The sequence below is a fragment of the Pedobacter sp. A2324 genome (genome assembly GCF_059693705.1).
Genome location: NZ_JCASSK010000002.1, coordinates 884,805 through 904,923 on the forward strand (window position 1 = coordinate 884,805; position 20,119 = coordinate 904,923).

General features: G+C 41.0%; 14 protein-coding genes. 10 read left to right on the forward strand and 4 right to left on the reverse strand.

All coding sequences use genetic code 11. From position 1 onward, the window contains the following. The first annotated feature begins 8 nt into the window (after positions 1-8). A complete protein-coding gene (locus AC570I_RS08970) occupies positions 9-371 on the forward strand; it encodes a response regulator (RefSeq protein ID WP_047799641.1) in 363 nt (120 codons plus the stop codon). 22 nt (positions 372-393) lie between these two features. Here AC570I_RS08970 and AC570I_RS08975 read toward each other — a convergent pair whose 3' ends face one another. From AC570I_RS08975 to AC570I_RS08990, 4 genes are all read right to left on the reverse strand, one after another. After that, entirely contained in the window at positions 394-1,350 is a 957-nt protein-coding gene (locus AC570I_RS08975) for a DUF3137 domain-containing protein (protein WP_497405196.1), read from the reverse strand. Next, positions 1,350-1,907, reverse strand: coding sequence for a LemA family protein (locus AC570I_RS08980; protein ID WP_497405197.1), 558 nt, complete (start codon positions 1,905-1,907; stop codon positions 1,350-1,352). The genes AC570I_RS08975 and AC570I_RS08980 overlap by 1 nt, the downstream gene beginning before the upstream one ends. 63 nt (positions 1,908-1,970) lie before the next feature. Continuing rightward, the gene (locus tag AC570I_RS08985; protein ID WP_497405198.1) at positions 1,971-3,779 is read right to left on the reverse strand and encodes a hypothetical protein; all 1,809 of its coding nucleotides are present in this window, start codon (positions 3,777-3,779) and stop codon (positions 1,971-1,973) included. A gap of 53 nt (positions 3,780-3,832) precedes the next feature. After that, complete coding sequence (locus tag AC570I_RS08990; protein WP_497405199.1) at positions 3,833-5,635, reverse strand: AsmA family protein; 1,803 nt, start codon at positions 5,633-5,635, stop codon at positions 3,833-3,835. 204 nt (positions 5,636-5,839) lie between these two features. On the opposite strand from AC570I_RS08990, the gene miaB reads away from it, so the two are divergent. The 9 genes from miaB (at position 5,840) to AC570I_RS09035 (ending at position 20,100) form a co-directional block, all read left to right on the forward strand. Beyond that, positions 5,840-7,258, forward strand: a complete 1,419-nt coding sequence (gene miaB / locus AC570I_RS08995) for a tRNA (N6-isopentenyl adenosine(37)-C2)-methylthiotransferase MiaB (protein ID WP_497405200.1) — start codon at positions 5,840-5,842, stop codon at positions 7,256-7,258. Positions 7,259-7,329: 71 nt separating this feature from the next. After that, positions 7,330-8,574, forward strand: coding sequence for a sigma 54-interacting transcriptional regulator (locus tag AC570I_RS09000; protein WP_497405201.1), 1,245 nt, complete (start codon positions 7,330-7,332; stop codon positions 8,572-8,574). A gap of 74 nt (positions 8,575-8,648) precedes the next feature. Beyond that, positions 8,649-9,146 (forward strand): LptE family protein, encoded by a 498-nt coding sequence (locus AC570I_RS09005; protein ID WP_497405202.1) that lies wholly within the window; start codon positions 8,649-8,651, stop codon positions 9,144-9,146. Between the two features lie 67 nt (positions 9,147-9,213). After that, a complete protein-coding gene (locus AC570I_RS09010) occupies positions 9,214-10,116 on the forward strand; it encodes a DUF8458 domain-containing protein (RefSeq protein WP_497405203.1) in 903 nt (300 codons plus the stop codon). Between the two features lie 16 nt (positions 10,117-10,132). Continuing rightward, positions 10,133-10,495 carry a preprotein translocase subunit SecG gene (gene secG, locus AC570I_RS09015; RefSeq protein WP_047799632.1) on the forward strand — a complete coding sequence of 121 codons (363 nt, stop codon included), beginning with the start codon at positions 10,133-10,135 and terminating at the stop codon, positions 10,493-10,495. Between the two features lie 245 nt (positions 10,496-10,740). Then, the gene (locus AC570I_RS09020; RefSeq protein ID WP_029281770.1) at positions 10,741-11,031 is read left to right on the forward strand and encodes a co-chaperone GroES; all 291 of its coding nucleotides are present in this window, start codon (positions 10,741-10,743) and stop codon (positions 11,029-11,031) included. Positions 11,032-11,185: 154 nt separating this feature from the next. Then, positions 11,186-12,823 (forward strand): chaperonin GroEL, encoded by a 1,638-nt coding sequence (gene groL, locus AC570I_RS09025; RefSeq protein WP_047799631.1) that lies wholly within the window; start codon positions 11,186-11,188, stop codon positions 12,821-12,823. A 309-nt stretch (positions 12,824-13,132) separates the two neighbouring features. Continuing rightward, on the forward strand, positions 13,133-19,081 hold the full coding sequence (locus AC570I_RS09030) for a DUF8696 domain-containing protein (RefSeq protein WP_497405204.1): 5,949 nt from the start codon (positions 13,133-13,135) through the stop codon (positions 19,079-19,081). Further along, a complete protein-coding gene (locus tag AC570I_RS09035) occupies positions 19,078-20,100 on the forward strand; it encodes a PorP/SprF family type IX secretion system membrane protein (protein ID WP_497405205.1) in 1,023 nt (340 codons plus the stop codon). The genes AC570I_RS09030 and AC570I_RS09035 overlap by 4 nt, the downstream gene beginning before the upstream one ends. The last annotated feature ends 19 nt before the right edge of the window (positions 20,101-20,119 follow it).

Sequence of the window (20,119 nt, forward strand, 5' to 3'; positions counted from 1 at the left end):
AGGTTAAAATGAGTTTGAAAAAGGTTTTTGTATTCGATGATAATCGGGATATTCTCGATTTGTGCACCTTTATTCTGGAAGATGCAGGTTATGAGATTAAAACATCAGAAAGCGCTAATGAAATTGAAAAACAAGTTTCGGAGTATATGCCCGACTTGATTTTTATGGACAACTGGTTACCGGATTTAGGAGGAATACAGGCTACAAGAGCGTTAAAAAGCCATCCCGATCTCAAACACATTCCGGTAATATATTTCTCTGCCAATAATGATATTTCGGCTCTTGCTGACGAAGCTGGAGCAGATAGCTATCTGTCAAAACCATTCGACATTTTAGCATTGGAAGAAATCGTGAAAAAACACCTTAGCTAATTTCTATTTGACGCATTAAAAATTAGCGTTTCCCCCAGATTCTTGTATTTAAATCCAGCTCCTGAACAATATCATACATAAACCTGATGGCATTAATATCATCATTTAATGCATCTGGGTTGAGCAGTGATTTAAAAACAGGAGCCTCAAAGTAATTCCGGATAAGCGGAAAGGCAATGTACATTCTGGATTGTACAAATGAAAGGCTAATGCTGTACTTACTTTGATTGTTCAGACTTAAAATACGCTCCATCATAGATGGTGTCAGAATATACCTGGCCTCAACCTGATCGCTCCCATAGGTTACGAAGGTTTTACTGAAGTCTGGATTCTCCAGCTGAACCACATCCTTATTTCCAAACGAATAAATATGCTTAGAAAACCAGGCACCTAATAAGCTGCCAAAATCTTTCGGCCTGACAATGGTAATGCCATTAAAGTCTTTATTAAAATCGGCCGCAAAAATAATTCCTTTAAAGATATCATGCCACTCAGTGCGTGTGCCATTCTTGGTTTGCGTAACGGTTTTGTATTCAGCATGCACCTCAGCAAAGTAAAACTTCGTTTGCCCCGATGATCCGCTTACCAGGTCCTCTGTGTTGTACCGGTCAGGTTCAGTGTTAAATAATTGCGTATACATAAACTCCGAAACCTCAATACCTATATTAGGTTGAATGGTTAAGCTCTGATCCAAAAACTTCAGTGCAGCACCTATTACATCATGCTTATAGGAATTTTTATAGGCTTGCAACTCTTCATTGATCTGGTATAGTAAAATTCCGCCATATACCAGAGGTAGTAAACCCGAAATAATTCCAATTATAGGGAAACCCAGAAAGAAGACAACAATCCCCAAAACAATTCCGGTTGCAATAAAAATATATCCTTTCGTTTGAGCTGAAGCTATTTTTTTTCGCTCAACTTCCATTGCAGCCAACACATTTTGTAAAGCCACATTTGTATTGATACTGGAAGACATTAGTTATTGAAGAGATCCCTGGCACTAATATTTTTACGCTCATCAGCTGCGGTTTCCAGTACCGGAACAGTCTGGTAGTTGAGCATGCCTGCAAAAATGCTCCCTGGGAACATCATGATGGCATTATTATATTCTGTTACCGTGGCATTGTAGGTTCTTCTGGCCGCGGCAATCTGTTCCTCGCTTTCTGTCCAGGTGGTTTGCAGGTTAATGAAATTCGTATTGGCTTTCAAATCAGGATAATTTTCAACATTAACCATCAACCCGTTTACGCTGCTGCTTAATTGGCTGTCAAGCTGTGCTTTTTCAGTATCACTAAGCGTTCCGGATGTGGCTTTAGCTCTCAGCTCAACAATCCTGGTTAAAGTACCCTGTTCATAGTTGGTGTACTGTTTTACCACTTCAACGAGATTGGGTATTAGATCAAAGCGTTTTTTTAACATCACATCAATGGCAGAAAAAGCGTTGGTAACCTGGTTTTTCTTTCCGATAAGCGAATTGTAAAATGAAATCCCAATAATGAATAACAGGGCGATGATAATGAGTGCAATAATCATAACTTGTGTTTTTTAATTTAGATACTAAAGATAATAAAACGTTACAATAGTCAACATGATAGGTTAACGCTGCTCTGTTTTTTTTCTGCGTTCCAGCCGTTTCAGTTTGCGAAGGCGGTGCCCTTCCTGCATGGCTTTAAAGTTGGCAATGTGTTTTTTAATCTCATTCTGTTTCTCTTCTGTAATCCCCACACTATACTTTATTCCAACAAACAGGCTTCTCCAGATCATGTTGAAAAAAGAGGAGTAGTTGGGACGCAGGTAATCCACGTCAACAGTAACCAGCTTTCCGCTTGGGCCTGGATTTTCCGATTTTATAATAAGCGCATTTGCTAAAAAGGAAAGAAATCCCCGTGTAATTAAATGGTCTTTAGTCGGATCATTTTTCATTAGCGCCACAGATAGATCATAGTACGAAAAAGCAACTTTACCATGAGCCCCTGCATCATTGGCCTTGAAACTGAACTTCAGCTGGTCTACCGTCCCACGGTTAATTCTCACCAGTCCCAGCGGTTTGGTGATCTGGTTCAGAATTCGGGCATTGAAACCATGCAGCACTCCATTGTAAAGAAATGCACCGTCTTTCGCTTTAAGGTCAAATCTGAAGTTTACATCAAGTTTTCCCTGACCGAAAAGATAAGACCTGAGGTTAACATCCATGATGGGATTTATGGCTTTGATTTTATCCAGGTTAGTCGCGTTTTTGATGATACCGGAGGTGTTCTCAAAGGAAATTCTTCCCTTTTGCTGGCTTTCACCATTGAAAACACCGTAATTAATGTTAATATCTTTAAGCTGAATTTTTTGTACCAGGATTGGCACTTCCACCAATTGCAATAACTGATGCGGAAAGCGGCCAACCTTGCTCTCCTTGGCACGCTCACTAGCGCTTGGAAGTCCATCATTCCCATTGAATACTGATACCTGACCATGCGCAATAGCCATTTCCTTTGCCCATATTTCCTGCTTGCTGATGTACAGCGGTAAGTCAATCCCGTTTAATTGCAAATCATTCATGCGAATATCAAACCGTTCCTTACCAGGATGTATCTTGCTGAACTGCATCTCATCGTAAAGCGGTTCCAGAGCAAAACTATTTACCCTTAACTTTCCTGTCGTAGCCCTGAAATCAAGCTGATCCAGTTTAATGTTGTACATTTTATTGGGTGTCGTGTAAACATAGTTGTTGAGATTAATAACAATATCCTTTAATAAATAAAATCTGCTTTCATCCTCAGCAGAAGTGGAATCCACAAGAAGATCGGTTAAGGTGATGTTTAAATCGTCAATCAAAAATGGCTGGCTGTGAGTTTGATTTTTATTAATGTACTTGAAACTGGCATCCCTGAACAGAATGTTTTTGATTGAAAACTCCTTCAGGTTTTTCGAAATAAAAGCATAAGGCGATTTAACCGGCCTTGGTGCACGCCCCTCATTGAAGGCAAATTGTTGATTCTGCATAGATACTTCCGGCTTGTCGAAAATAATCTCATCGAGCTGAAGCTTTTGCTCCTGATATAAAGTTAAAGGATGGAAATGTTTGACCGAAAGCTTTTTCAGGGAAACAGTATACAGATTATTTGGCGCACGTTTTAATCCGATAAGCTGCTTAAAACGTGTCGTGTCAGGCCTGATCCTAACATTTTCCAGTGTGGCATTACCTGTCAGTATATTCGTCGACACATTAGAGAAACTAATGGTGTAAAGGCTATCTGTAGATTTGTATAGCAAAGTTTTGATCCGTTCAGTAAGAATCGGGCGCGATTTTACATTTAAAAACCAGGCCAAACCAAAAAGCAACATAAGTATGGCGAATAGTACGCCTGTAATCCACTTATAAACTTGATAACGGTTGCGCTTGGTATCTGGCATTTAATAAACGGGGAGTGCTTGTTTTACCAGCAATATACATTTATAAAATGAATTTATTGATCCTCCTGCCTGTTCTTCCTGTTTTTTTCTTTCCGGGCCTCACGTCGGTCTTCACGCTTTTGTTGCCGTATTTTCTTAGCGATGACTTTCTGTTGCTTTACAGGGTTCTTCTCCGGAACAATACCAACACCTACAATATCTTTTATCCCCACAAATATCGTCTTCCACATCAGGTTGAAAAATGAGGCCGAGCTGATTCTGCTGTTGGTCATCGTTGCTGTTCTTGGCGCATCGCCCTTTTTTGGGTTCTCATCCTTTACCAGTATCGCATTGGCCAATAATGATAGAAACCCTTTTTCTTTAGTGCCATTTCCATCAATGTTGTCCGATAGCAGTTTGACCTTAAGGTTACTGTAAAGCATGTTCATTGATCCGGTAGCAGAGCGCAGATTTCCACTTGCTTTAAAATCAATATGTTGAACATAGCCGCTTTCAATTTCAACTAAACCAAGGTTCTTTGATAATGAATTGAGTTTTCTAAAGTCAAATTTACCCAGACTGCCACTGTAGTCAAATGCCCCGTTTTTATCGGTCAGGTTGAAATCGATCTTAACATTCAGCCTACCGCTGCCCATCAAAAGGGAATTAAAATTAGCCTTAGAATGATTGTTTTTGGCCAGGCGTAAACTGTCATTGGTCACATTCAGAATATTTCCGGTTAGGGAATTAAATTCTACAGATCCCGTTTTCTTACTTGCCGGATTATATTCAGAATATTTCAAATCTATTTGCTGCAGTTTGACCGTATCAATGATCATCGGAATATTCAAACGCTTTAGCGCCATATGTGGATAATTTCGCCCTTTGTCTAGTCCTGGAGGAGGAGGCGACTCGCGGCTCATGAAAACCTCAACTTTTCCCGGACCAATTTTTAACAACCTGGCATGCAGGCTTTGATCGGTATTTAATCCAGTAAAGTCAACACCATTAAATTCAATTTTCACAAACGAAAGATTATACCGGTCTTTCTGAATGTTATATTTCCGGGCAAATGCTAATTCCGGATAAAGTGGCGTGAGTTTAAAACCCTTAACTGTGATGTTACCTGTAGCATATGAGCCTGTAATAGTGTCAACTTTCATATTGTACATTCGGTCTTTGGTTACCGATTTATAGCCAGCCAATCTGAAAGCAATATCTTTGGTGTAATAAAAGCGTGATGTGTCCTGTCCCGATAGTGAATCCAGCAAAAAATCGTCAACTGTTATATCAAGGTGCTTAATGGCATTTTTCACCTTTTTACCACCTGAGTTATTCACATAATCAAAGTCAGCATCAACAATTTTGATACTATGCACCCGAATCGATTTAAAGGTTTTGGAAATCTGCTCATAAAGGGATTTTTCTACTTTGGCGGTATCGGCCTTTTTTGGAACCTTGCTAAAAATCATATTAATAGATGGTTTGTCTAGCCTGATTTCATTTACATCCACACGTTTTTTGAAATATGCAGTCAAAATCCCCACACGTGTAATCTGAAGTTTTTTCAATTTCAGTTCAAAGGTGTGCGCAGGAGCTAGACTTAGCTTTTTCAAACTATCGTACACAGATGTGTCTGGCTTTAAAGTTACCTCACGCAGCGCCAGACTTCCGGTAATAATATTAAGATTAATGCTTTTAAAATCTATAGTATACAGATGATGAGAGCCATTATAAACCCCCTCTTTTATTTTTTCCGTTAGAATAGGCTTCCATCGCGCACTAATGAACATTGCACCAAAAGCTCCGATTAATATTAATCCACCAATGATACACGCGATCCAGGTCCAGAGTTTATTTCTTTTTTGAGCAGTCATTTTATTGCCTTATCGATAGGTAACAGATAGAACTGTGAAAGGTTTGTATCTTCATGCGCTATCTGTTAGTCCGTTCAGACATCACCTGATCCAATACGACCAATCCGAAAATAATTCGTTTGTAAACATTACAACTAAATATGTCAATTTGTCACTTTTAATTTTATTTGTGTATTTTTGCAATCCTCCAAATGTTTTTAAGTAATGATTGATTTACAAGTACAGGATAAGACGCATGATGAAGCAAGGCAAGGTGAAGCTTTAATTTTAGATACACCACTTAAAGCCGATGCCCGTAAATTATATATCGAAAGTTACGGCTGTGCAATGAATTTTGCAGATAGTGAGATTGTTGCCTCTATTCTTTCTGAAACTGGATTTGAAACTACAGGTGATTACCATCAGGCAGATGTGATATTCATTAATACCTGTTCTATTCGCGAAAATGCGGAAACAAGGGTTCGAAATCGCCTGTCGCAATTTGGTGCGGAAAAACGCCGTAATCCAAAATTAATTGTTGGCGTGCTGGGTTGCATGGCTGAGCGTTTGAAATCAAAATTTTTAGAGGAAGAACGCCTGGTCGATGTAGTAGTGGGTCCTGATGCTTACCGGGATTTGCCAAATTTAATCGAGCAGGTAGAAAGTGGACATAAAGCCGTAAACGTTTTACTGTCTCGCGAGGAAACATACGCAGATATTAGCCCGGTTCGTTTAAATAGTAACGGAATTACAGCTTTTATTTCTATAACCCGTGGTTGCAACAATATGTGCTCTTTCTGCGTAGTGCCATTTACTAGAGGTCGCGAACGCAGCCGTGATGCACATTCAATTATTCAGGAGGCTACAGCTTTATTTGATGCGGGCTACCGTGAAGTTACACTGCTGGGACAAAACGTAGATTCATATACCTGGACCTCTGAAGACGGCACAGAATCAGTAAACTTTGCTCAGCTACTGGAGCAAACAGCTTTGGTTAGTCCTGAATTAAGGGTTCGTTTCTCCACTTCACATCCCAAGGATATTACCGATGAGGTTTTACGTACCATTGCTAAATACGATAACATCTGCAATTACATTCACCTACCGGTCCAGTCGGGCAATACCCGTGTGCTGGAATTAATGAACAGAACTTACAGCCGCGAATGGTATATCAATCGCATCGATGCCATCAGAGAAATTATCCCGGGCTGTGCAATTTCAACAGATATCATCGCAGGCTTCTGTACTGAAACAGAAGAGGAACACCAGGAAACCTTAAGTATGATGGATTATGTGCAATACGATTTTGCCTATAACTTCACTTATTCTGAAAGACCTGGAACTTTAGCTGCCCGTAAACTGGAAGATGATATTCCTGAAGACGTTAAAAAACGTCGCTTAGCCGAAATACTCGCTAAGCAGCAGGAGCATTCATTAATGCGCTTGCAGGAATGGGTGGGCAAAACAGTTAGAGTCCTGATAGAGGGCACTTCTAAAAAATCAGATAAAGATTATTGCGGAAGAGGGGATAGTGGTGCAATGGCCATTTTCCCGGCAATTGAGAACGTTAAACCAGGCCAGTATGCCAATGTATATATCGAAAGGTGTACCTCGGCAACACTAATAGGAAAGATCGTGGTGTAGAACCACAAGGCTTAAACGCAAACGATCTTAATTTGCGGCCAGTCCTGATACTATATACTTGATACTAAAGAATGGATACACAAAATATTAAACAACGATTCGGTATTATTGGAAATTCTCCATTACTAAATCGTGCCATAGATATTGCCAGTCAGGTGGCCCCAACGGATATGTCTGTGCTAATTACTGGTGAAAGTGGTAGCGGTAAAGAGGTTTTTTCTCAGATTATCCATCAAATGAGCGCCCGTAAACATGGAACTTTTATCGCCGTAAACTGCGGTGCAATTCCAGAGGGAACGATTGATTCAGAGTTATTCGGCCACGAAAAAGGCTCTTTTACCGGTGCACATGAAGCACGAAAAGGATACTTTGAGGTAGCAAATGGCGGCACTATTTTTTTAGATGAAGTAGCCGAGCTGCCGCTGGGTACGCAGGCACGATTACTCAGAATTTTGGAAAGTGGCGAATACCTGAGAGTAGGCTCGTCCAAAGTACAGAAAACAGACGTTCGCATTATCGCAGCTACAAATGTTGACGTATATACCCGTGTAAAAAACGGAAAATTTCGCGAAGATTTATATTACCGTTTGAATACGGTTCCGCTACGTATCCCTGCGCTACATGAGCGTAAGGAAGATATTTTCTTATTGTTTAGAAAGTTCGCAGCAGATTTTAGTGATAAATACCGTTCGCCAGGGCTTCACCTGGAGCCTGAAGCTGTTCAGATTTTAACCAATTACAGCTGGCCCGGAAATGTTCGTCAGTTGAAAAATATCGCTGAGCAAATCTGTGTGCTCGAAAAAGATAGAAATGTTAACGCACAGGCTATCCTTAACTATATCCCAAATGAAGCAGGCAGCAATTTGCCAATGGCAATAAATGCACAGTCGAAAGAAGATTTTACCGAAAGAGATATTTTGTATAAGGTGCTTTTCGACATGAAAAAAGATATGGTGGAGTTGAAAAAACTTGTTGCTGAAATTATTCAGCATGGAGGGAATACAGCAACAGTGCTGGCCGATAATCCTCAGTACATCAATCAGCTTTACCGCGATGTTGAGCTGCCTGGAGGAAATGAGCATGCATTTACCATTCAGCATCCGGCACCAAACAATAATAATAACAGCAATGGAAGCCCCGAATATTTCGCGCACGATGCTGAGGAAGTGGAAGAATCCTTATCATTGGTGGATAAAGAATCAGACCTGATCAAAAAAGCCCTTAAGAAACATAAAGGTAAACGTAAGTTTGCCGCTCAGGAGTTAGGTATTTCAGAACGTACACTATACAGGAAAATTAAAGAGTTGAATTTATAATACTTTAGCTTTTAAGAGATAATTCCAGCTTAAAAATCACTTTCTATTTCACACAAGTGTTAAGATATAAATAGATGAAAATCAGACTTATTGCTTTAATTGCCCTCCTAACCGTCAGTTCGGCCTGTACTTATAAATTCAGTGGTGCATCTACCGATGGCTTAAAATCCGTGAACGTACGTGTGTTCGAAAATAATGCGCCACTTGTTGTACCAACATTAGCCAATGCGCTTACCGAAGCGTTAAAAACAAGGATTCGTAACCAAACCCGTTTAAGCGTAAGTACGGGAGAAGCCGATGCTGTTTTTGAAGGCAGGATCACAGGGTACGATATAAAGCCGGTCGCTTTGCAGGGAACTTCTACGCCAACAGCAGGTGCAAACAGATTAACGATCACCGTATCTGTAAAATACCGTAATAATGTAAAAGATCATGAGAAAGAGAGTTTTGAAGAGAGCTTTACAAAGTATCTTGATTATTCTCCCACTGCAGCAGCCATACCTGCAGCAATAGAAAATATCAACCGGCAGCTTACAGAAGATATCTTCAACAGGGCTTTCGCCCAATGGTAGGTGTCCATATGTGAAACAAAATATTTTATACCGACTACAATTTTTAACTTAGCACCAAACTCAGATCATGGATAACAAAAAGCTACTTGCTGATTTAATTGCCGAACCTGGAAAGGTGAGGAAGTCGCATGTACCTTTTTTAAAAGAAATGGTTGCCGAATATCCTTATGCACAGCCTCTGCATTTGTTGTTGGCCAGAGCTGAAGCTTCATTTGTTCCCAAAGCAGCACTCTATAGCCAGGGGAATGTACTCTTTCATGTCTTGAATATGGTATCCGTTGAGGAGGACAAACCCCTAATGGAGCATGAAGTCACCGGTTTGAAAGGTGAAGAAGAACTATTTATAGAAAGTGTTGCGACAATTGATTTTTTTGAATTTGAGAAAAAGATTGATACAGTAGCAGTGCAACAGGTTCCGCAGATTGAAACAGTAATCCCTGATGAACCGGACTTCAGTCGTGTTTCTAAATATGATGATGATCAGCTTCCATACACTTTTTTGTGGTGGTTAGCTAAAACACGCAAAGAGCACGAACAGGTTTTTCAACCTTATGCACACCGCAAGCCGGATGAATTTTCCAAAAAACAGCAAAAACCTGATGCAGCAGAATTTCAGCAACAATATGTTGAACATATTTTTCATATACAAACACCGTTTGAGGTTGCTGATCACCTTGCAGAATACCCGGCAGAGATTAAGGATACCAAAGGGGCAGAAATTATAGAAAAGTTCTTAAAGGAAGATCCAACAATAAAGCCTCCAAAGCCTGAACAGATCGATAATGAGAATAAAGCAAAGAAAAGCGCTGAAGACCACTACGACCTCGTTTCCGAAACTCTGGCTAAGATTTACATCGAACAAATGCTTTATCACAAGGCCATAGATACTTATAAAAAATTAAGTTTGAAATATCCAGAAAAAAGTGGTTACTTTGCCGACCTTATCCAATCTATAGAAAAGAAATTTTAAAAAATATAATATTACCATGGTAACCTTTTTAATCATTTTATTAATTATTGCGTGTATAGCTTTAGGTTTGTTTGTATTGATACAGAACCCTAAAGGTGGTGGTTTAGCTACAGGTGGTGGCACAAGCAATATGTTTGGAGTACAACGTACTGGCGATGTTTTGGAAAAAGGCTCCTGGATTTTATTAGCCGCGATCGTAGTGTTAACATTAGGTATAACTACAGTTTCAAAAACCAGTGGCGGTACTGCCGCAGTAGGTAACTCTGCTATTCAGGAGCGTTTAGATAAAACACCATCTCCTTCTCCGCTAGGTGGCGGTTTAAACAGCACTAAACCTGCTGCTACAACTCCGGCATCAACAGATACTACAAAGAAATAACATCATAATGGCAATTATTTAAAAGCTTTCCTCTAAAAGGAAAGCTTTTTTTTTGGAATCAGGGCTTGTTGAATTATCCATTGATTCAATCTGCCAAGCTGGCATCTAATTTTTGTCCTTATACGCCATTTGTTTAGAAATTTGACAGTAGTGGTGTAAATTTGTCCCCGAAAGGCTATTGGCATAAAAAGTGTTAATTGATAGCTTAGTTAAAAACAAAATCAAAATAAAAAATAATAAAAGTTATGGCGTTAAACCTAAAACCAATTGCTGGCAGTTCGAATAGAGTAATTGTTGAACCAGCTGCCGCAGAAGAAAAAACTGCATCGGGTTTGTATATCCCTGATACCGCTAAAGAAAAACCATCAAAAGGAACTGTAGTTTCCGTTTCTGAGGAAGATGCCGATGGCAAAAAAGCAAGCGTAAAAGTGGGTGATGTTGTAATTTATGGTAAATACGGCGGTACCGAATTCCCTTACGAAGGTAAAGATTACTTAATTATGCGTGAAACTGATATCTACGCAGTAGTAGGGTAAATAATGATCAAATGATTGGATGCCTCAACGAGTGAATTCAGCATTGATCAAGGAAATAATCAAAAATTATAGAATGAGTGATTTTTGAATGATAGGATACATCGAAATCCAATTCAATCATTCTCTCAAACAATCAATCAAAATTTAAAAAGAAATGTCAAAACAAGTAAAATATAACGTAGAAGCACGCGACGCCCTGAAACGTGGTGTGGATATTCTTGCCAATGCAGTAAAAGTAACTTTAGGCCCAAAAGGACGTAATGTAATTATCGATAAGAAATTCGGTTCTCCTGCAATTACTAAAGATGGTGTAACTGTTGCAAAAGAAATCGAATTGAAAGATGCGGTTGAAAACATGGGCGCACAAATGGTTAAAGAAGTAGCTTCTAAAACTGCTGATATTGCAGGTGATGGAACTACAACTGCAACTGTTTTAGCACAGGCGATTATCACAACAGGTATTAAAAACGTAGCTGCAGGTGCAAATCCGATGGATTTAAAACGTGGTATCGATAAAGCTGTTGCTGCAGTTGTTGCAAACCTAAAAGAGCAATCGCAAACTGTTGGTGAAGACAACAACAAAATTAAGCAGGTAGCTTCAATCTCGGCAAACAACGATGAGGTAATTGGTGCTTTAATTGCCGAAGCAATGGGTAAAGTAGGTAAAGATGGTGTAATTACTGTTGAAGAAGCAAAAGGTACTGAAACTGAAGTTAAAACAGTAGAAGGTATGCAGTTTGATAGAGGTTATTTATCTCCTTACTTCGTAACCAATGCTGATAAAATGGAGGCTGAATTAGATAATCCTTACATTTTAATCTACGACAAAAAAATCAGCAACATGAAAGAATTGTTGCCTGTCTTAGAAAAAACGGTTCAAACTGGTAAACCATTAGTAATCATTTCTGAAGATTTGGATGGCGAAGCATTAGCTACATTAGTAGTTAATAAAATCCGTGGTTCACTGAAAGTTGTTGCTGTTAAGGCACCTGGTTTCGGCGACAGAAGAAAAGCTATGTTAGAAGACATCGCAATCTTAACTGGCGGTATCGTTGTATCTGAAGAAAGAGGTTACAAATTAGAAAATGCTGATTTAACTTATTTAGGTTCTGCTGAGAAAGTTGTAGTGGATAAAGACAATACAACTGTAATCAACGGTGCTGGTAATTCTGATGATATCAAATCTCGCGTTAGCCAGATCAAAGCACAAATCGAAACAACAACATCTGACTACGATAAAGAAAAATTACAGGAGCGTTTGGCTAAGTTAGCCGGCGGTGTTGCAGTTCTTTATGTTGGTGCTGCTTCCGAAGTAGAGATGAAAGAGAAAAAAGACCGTGTTGATGATGCTTTACATGCAACGCGTGCGGCTGTAGAAGAAGGTATTGTTGCAGGTGGTGGTGTTGCTTTCATTCGTGCAGTTGCTTCTATCGCTGATTTAAAAGGTGTTAACGAAGATGAAAATACTGGTATCCAGATTATCCGTCGTGCTATTGAAGAACCTTTACGTCAGATTTGTGAAAACGCAGGTATTGAAGGTTCTATCGTGGTTCAGAAAGTTAAAGAAGGAACAGCTGATTATGGTTATAATGCACGTACTGATGTTTATGAAAACTTAATCGGTGCTGGTGTTATCGACCCGACTAAAGTTTCCCGTGTAGCATTGGAAAATGCAGCATCTATTGCGGCTATGTTATTAACAACTGAAGTTGTTTTGGCTGATGAACCTGAAGAAGGTGGTTCTCCTGCTATGCCTCCAATGGGCGGTGGCGGTATGGGTGGAATGATGTAATCATTAAATCCAAATACCGAGAAATAATTTCGTGTAAAAATATACCCCCAAGGTTTACAACCCTTGGGGGTTTTTTTATGCTTCAATAGAACGCAATGGGCCTTTTTTGATCCTTGCAAGCCGTTCATTTTGTTCGAGTTGATGTAAACTTTTGTTAGTGTAAAGGAAAAATTACGTTCTTTGTACTCGAATAATTATTACATGCGTTGTATATGTCTTACACATAAGTAAGTAGGATAATTAAAGCTTTACAACAACAAAACATCGCTTTAAAAACGCAATAAAATCATTCCCTACTGTTAGAGATTTATGAAGATTCGTTGTAAGAGGAATTGGCTTTTATTTGCCCTTTTTTTAGGGGCAGTTTTTTTTACATCTAAAACTTTTGCCCAGGTAACTATTGGTACTGTTGATGGCGGTCCCTATACCCCTGGAAGTACAATTGCCGTTCCGTTCAATGTGGGTACAAACTGCATCAATCCAGGCAACCAGTTTCAGTTATACCTTTCCGATCAGAATGGAAGCTTCGCATCCGAAACTTTAATAGGAAGTTATAGTGGTTTTTATAGTACCTATGTTAATGGTATCATCCCCGCGGGTACAATACCTGGTACAGGCTATAAAGTAAGGATTAAAACCACTAACCCCGCATCTGTTAGTAATGGCTCTGCCTCGTTTGAAGTGAAGGCAGGTTCAGCTATTGAGGCCAAAGTCACCTCCAATTATTTAAACCCAAATAACACAGAAACCTTTGGTACCTGTATCAGCAGGGACAACAATCAGTTTTTCCTCAACAATGAATCTACTGCGAACAGTAATGTTACTGCAACCGTAACTGACGAGCTCAATGGAGGAAGTCCTGCAAACATCAGCTTTTCCACACCTATACAATCTTTTACAGCGCAGTATGCACATTATACCATTTTCGTTAAGGCCATAATGCCCAATGGAACAGTAGCCACCAAAGCTTATCTGCTGGTTAATAATAGAATTGTTACTGCATTTGGAACGTCAGGTAATAACATTGTATGTCTGCCGCTGGGCATGCTCACATTCAATGTAGACATCGTTTCGCCCGCAGGAATACAGTACAATTTTCCAGGAGATAGTTACACCATTACCTGGGGAGACCAAACCACTTCAGTTTATTCACTTTGTGATATTAAGAAAAGTGGCGGAACAGTAAGCCACTCCTATATCAGATCCTCTTGTGGCAGTGTTTCAACAACCAGTGCAGGAACAATCTATAATGCCTTTCCGGTTACCATTAACCTCTCGAATTCCTTTTGCGGAACTATCGGTACACCAATATCTTCTTCTGCTAAAGTCGTGGTAAAGCCTATAAACGCCTTTTCATTCAATTCTCCGGGTTGTACAAATACAGATATAACTTTTGCCAATACATCCGTTTTAGGAGAGGATCCTAACACGAATACGCCTGAATGTAAGCCCAATACGGTAACCTACAACTGGTTTGTTGATGGTGCAGCCGTAGCGGTAAATAAACCGCTTTCTTACAGTCTTGTTTATAAATTTCCTACACATGGAAAGCATATCATCCGTCTGGAATCTACCAGCTCCGGAGCATGTCCGGCAGATCCTGTAGAGATGGAAATCTGTATTCAGGACCCGCCAAAACCAGCGTTTAGTTTGCCTACTAATACCATATGTAGTAACTCTACCTTAAAAGCGGCCGATCTATCCGTGCTGGATAACATTTGTGAAGCAGCTAATGTGTATTCCTGGAATGTCTCGCCTGCCGTAAATTATGTAAATGGAACGAACGCCGCAAGTAAAGAACCGGAGTTTAGCTTTGCCAATGCAGGTGTTTATACCATCACGCTTAGCATTACCACGCCTTCCTGCGGTACAGTGACTACCGCACCTCAAACAGTAGTGGTAAATGCTTCGCCAGTTGCAACTTTATCTCCCGATTTTACGCTGTGTAACCTGGCTACATATGATTTTAATAATACCACAACCGGTCCAACTAAAACCACAATATCGGGTACTTCGCAAGACCAGGCCGATACTTATACCTGGACCGTAAGTGCGGCTGCTGGTGGAACCTATAGTTTTACAGGCGGCACAACGGCAAACTCGAAATATCCATCTATCAAATTTGACAACTATGATAGCTATACCGTCAATATAGTACACAAAAATAATTGCGGAACTGCTACCAGCAGCCAGAAACTCACATTTACCACCGCTCCGGTTGTTAATGCAGGACCTGATCAGAGTATATGCTTTAATGAATCGAACTTCACCTTAAATGCAACGATAACAGGATCTGTAAACAGCCAGACCTGGATAGGGGGGGCAGGTACTTTTTCACCCGGACGCGGCGTGCTGAACGCTGTGTATACGCCAACTGCTACAGAAAAGGCTAGCGGCCTGGTCACATTGCAGCTTAGGGCAACTACAACACTTGGTACGCCCTGCAATGAAATAAATGATGATGTGATTTTGAGAATAAAGGAAAACATTAGCCTGAATAGTGCATCATCAAAGAATATCTGCACAGGCACAAATGTTTCATACACCCCCTCATCGTCTGTAGCAGGGGTTACTTATAACTGGACTGCCGCCGGAACCCAGGGCGCAGCCGGATATTCACCGTCGGGAAGCGGTGCGATTAATGACGTTATCACCAATTCAGATCCCGTAAACAATGTAACAGTAACCTACACCATAGTGCCCGAAAAGGATGGTTGCCAGGGTACGCCCTTTACTTTAGTAGTTACAGTAAGTCCCAATCCGGTAATGACAGCCACGCCTGCGGCATTAATCATATGCGACAATACTTCTTCAGCAATTACTTTAGCGTCGAATATCAATGCAGTTAATTATAGCTACACCAGTACTGTTACAGGATTGATCACAGGAAACAGTCAGATGGCCAGCCCAACATCAGTGAATACTGTAAATGATATTCTGCTTAACTCAAGTACAACAACCGGCACCGTTACCTATGTTTTTACTCCTGTTTCTTCTGCCGGATGTACAGGAAACCCGGTTTCTGTAACCATAACCGTCCAGCCGCGTGCAACATTACCTGCTGCCGGGCCGGATGAGTCTATTTGCAATGCAAGCACATACACCTTAAAAGGTAATACGCCGATAGTTGGTTCGGGTAAGTGGTCAGTAGTGTCTGCATCAAATACGGTGAATTTTGCCAATGATACCCAAGCCAACACTGTAGTCTCAGGTTTGCAGCCCGGAAACAGCTATGTTTTTAAATGGACCATTAGCGATGCATCCTGCTCTACTGCATCAGATGATGTGCAAATAACGGTAAACCCCTTAAGTGTAGGGGGGAGTACATCTGGTGATGCTACGGTTTGCTCGGGTAGCAATGGGGGAAGCATTACGCTCGCGGGACAGGTTGGAGATATTATCCGTTGGGAAAGGTCAATCGATAATGGGATTACCTGGTCAACGATTACCTCAACCGCTAATCCACTGGTATATTCTGGTTTAACTGTAACCACTCAGTACCGCGCAATCGTTCAGAGTGGTGCATGTATTGAAGCCGCATCAACCGCAACAACAATAACCGTGAATCCAGGTACGGTAGTCTCCAATGCCGGCCCAAACCAATCCCTGTGTAGCGGCAATGGAATTACCTTAAATGGGAATAACCCGGCGCCTAATACTGGTATATGGACCCTTACATCCGGACAAACAGGTATTGTCATAACCAATCCATCCCTGAATAATACTACCGTAACGGGCTTAACTCCGGGCAGTACTTACACATTCCGGTGGACAATTAACGGGTTCGCAGGGTGTCCACCTTCCTCATCTGAAACATCTATAACTTATTTTCCTCCGGTTACCAATAATATTTCTGTTTCGTCGTCACCGGTTTGCGCAGGGCAAAGCGTAAGCATACTGGGCGACGTTCCCGCTGGTGGAGCAGGCAGTTTTACTTACCAGTGGCAAAGTAGTGCTGATGGGAATACGTGGGTAAATATAACATCTGCGACTGGTAAAGACCTGACCATAGTTGCCTCCCTTTCTGCCTATTACAGGCGGCTTGTAAATAGTACCATTTGTACTTCAGTCAGCAACAGTGTACAGGTGAATGTACTTCCAACCTTAAGCAACAATACCATTAGCGGAGACCAGCAAATATGCCAGGGAAGCGCCGCAGCAGCATTAACAGGTTCTACACCTTCAGGTGGTAGTGGAACATATAACTATCAATGGCAGTCTAGCTTAGATGCGGTTTCCTGGAGTGATGTATTGGGTGCAACAGCAATAAACTACACCCCTCCCGTACCGACTTCCACAATCTATTACAGACGAAATGTCTCCAGTGGATCATGTTCCGGCACCACAAGCAACCAGGTAAAACTTACGATAAATCCTCCTGCAAAGGCGGAAATAACCTTTTTGACCGATAAGGCATGTGCGCCCTTCCAACTTAGTGCTAACAATGTCGCAGCAACCTTATATCCCGATCGTAATGCCACCTACACCTGGTATGCCGATAACGTACAGATTGGGGTTCAGGCCGTATTTCCTGGCTACACGATAAATGAGCCAAATAGAACTGTTGTAATCAAACTGGTTGTTAACAGTAGCCTAGGCTGTAGCACTGCTGAAACATCACATACCTTTTCTAGCTACCAGGATGTGCTACCTTCTTTTACCCAGAGTGCTACACAAGGCTGTGGACCATTGAACGTTACTTTTACCAATACCTCAACTTCTTTAACCGATGCAACCTTCGCCTGGAATTTTGGCAATGGTACTACCTCAACTGCTCCACAACCACCCGCAGTAACTTTTCAGCCCGATCCTACAGGTAAAGACATTACCTATACAGTAACACTAACCGCTACAACACCATGTGGACCATCTACTTTCACTTCAACTGTGATGGTCAAAGCTAGTCCTGTTTCACGATTTTCTCCTGATAAAACTACAGGGTGTTCGGCTCTGCTCGTGAATTTTAGCAATACTGGTCCTGAAAGTACAGGCACAACCTATACCTATGATTTTGGAGATGGCACTAACCCTGAAACTTTTAACGACAGAAGAACGGTTCCGCATACCTTCCAAACACTTGTTGTAAAGGATTTTGTGGTGAGGATGACAGCGAAAAATGATTGTGGGGAACAAACAACATCTAATACGATCAGGGTTTCTCCCAATAACATTGTGCCCGAACTGGTCGTAAATGGTAATGAGAAAATTGGTTGTGCGCCACATACCGTAAACTTTGTCAATAACACCAGCGGTGCCAGCAGCTTTGTTTATACTTTTACCAATGAAGATACAGGTGAGGTGAATACAGCATTCTCAACCGCGGCTGGCGTGTATCCCTATACCTTTACTAAACCCGGAAGATACACGATCAGACTGGATGCAGAAAACGATTGTTCCAAAAACACCACTACTGAGACAGTAACCGTCAGGGCACAACCAACTGCTGCTTTTTCTGCTGACAAAACCAGTGGCTGTACTAACTTGTTAGTCAAGTTTAAAAATACCAGTGTTGGAGCTGTCGGTTACCTGTGGGATTTCGGAGACGGTTCAACACCATCAACACAATTTGAACCCGAACACACTTATGCCGGAACGGGCGTAAACTATACGGTTAAGCTAACCACCACCAATACACTTGGCTGTACCAACACCACTACAATATCCAATTTCATCAGCATTGTTTCTCCTCCCGTTGCTGCATTCACTGTTAGTCCCGGAAATGAGTTGTCTATTCCGAATTATACCTTCGGTTTTAAAGATGTTAGTATGAATGCTGTTAGCTGGGAATGGACCTTTGGCGATGGCGCATCTTCTACGCTCCAAAATCCAAATCACACTTATGCTGAAAATGGTACATATACCGTTACGCTGAAAACTTTAAACAAGGAGGGTTGCTCATCAGCCACTACCCAATCGGTTAGGATTATAGGCGTTCCCGGAAATTTAAGTGTTCCGAATTCCTTTATGCCCGCAAGCGCTAAAAATGAAATCCGCACATTTAAAGCTAAGGGTAGGGGAATTGCATCATGGACGATGTCGGTATTTAATAAATGGGGTCAGCTACTATGGGAAACCACGAAGCTTGATGATGGAGCACCTTTGGAAGGATGGGATGGTACATACAATGGTCAGGAACAGCCACAGGGGGTTTATTATTGGAAAATAGATGTCAAGTTCATAAACGGAAGCGATTGGAAGGGGATGACATTCGATTCCTCTCCGCCGCGAAAAACAGGTGTAATATATTTAATCAGATGATGATGAGGAGGGTGAGTTTACTATTGCTGCTGATAGCAGGGCCACTAATTGCTTTAGGGCAGGATCATATTTTTTCGCAGTTTTATAACGCGCCAATCTATCTAAATCCAGCTTTAACAGGTCAGTTTGAAGGTGATATGCGTTTTAACGCCTTATATCGGAACCAGTGGAGCGGTTTAGCGAGCGACTATGCCTATATGAGTGCGTCGGGAGATTTAAATTTCCATAACATGAATAGCGGTATCGGCCTGATATTTAACCGAAGCAGTGAAGGCACAGCATACCTGGTTAAAAATAATATTGCAGCCAGCTATTCTTACATTATTGATGGGGATGATTTTACCCTGTCTTTTGGATTACAAGCGGGAATCACGAATCAGAAGCTGAATTGGGATAAGCTTGTATTTGGCGATCAGATTGACATTGGCTCAGGATATTTGCCAGGTAGTATTTCGGGAGCAGAAAGGCCCAGTGTCGACAGCCGTTTTTATCTGGATGCGAATGCCGGTACCAACCTGGTATTCGGGAAATTTATGATGGGGCTGGCCGCGCATCACTTAAACCGTCCTGATGAATCGATTTCAGGCTTTCAGGCAAAACTCCCTGTTCGCATTTCTGGGAACCTAAGTTACAAGTTAACGCTTATCCCTGATCAGTATGATCGCGATGGCAGTTACATCATTCCATCTATTGTGGCTTATAAACAGCAAAATGTAAGCTCTTATAGCGCAGGATTGCAATATAAATATGCCGGCATTAATGCGGGGATCTGGTATAGAAATGATGGAAATGCAAACGGAAATGATGCCATAGTCTTTTCTGTAATCTTTGATATCTTCAATCGCAGAACCAATGGTGAAAAATTCAGGTTAGGTATCAGCCATGATGCCACCACATCTAAAATCAATTATAGCAATACTGGCGGAACCTCTGAAATTGGAGTAGGGTATGAAAAATATTATAAAAATAGTTCCAGCGGCGGTAGGGCAAATGGCCTAAGGTGTTATGATTTTTATTAATTTGCCTTTCATTAAATAA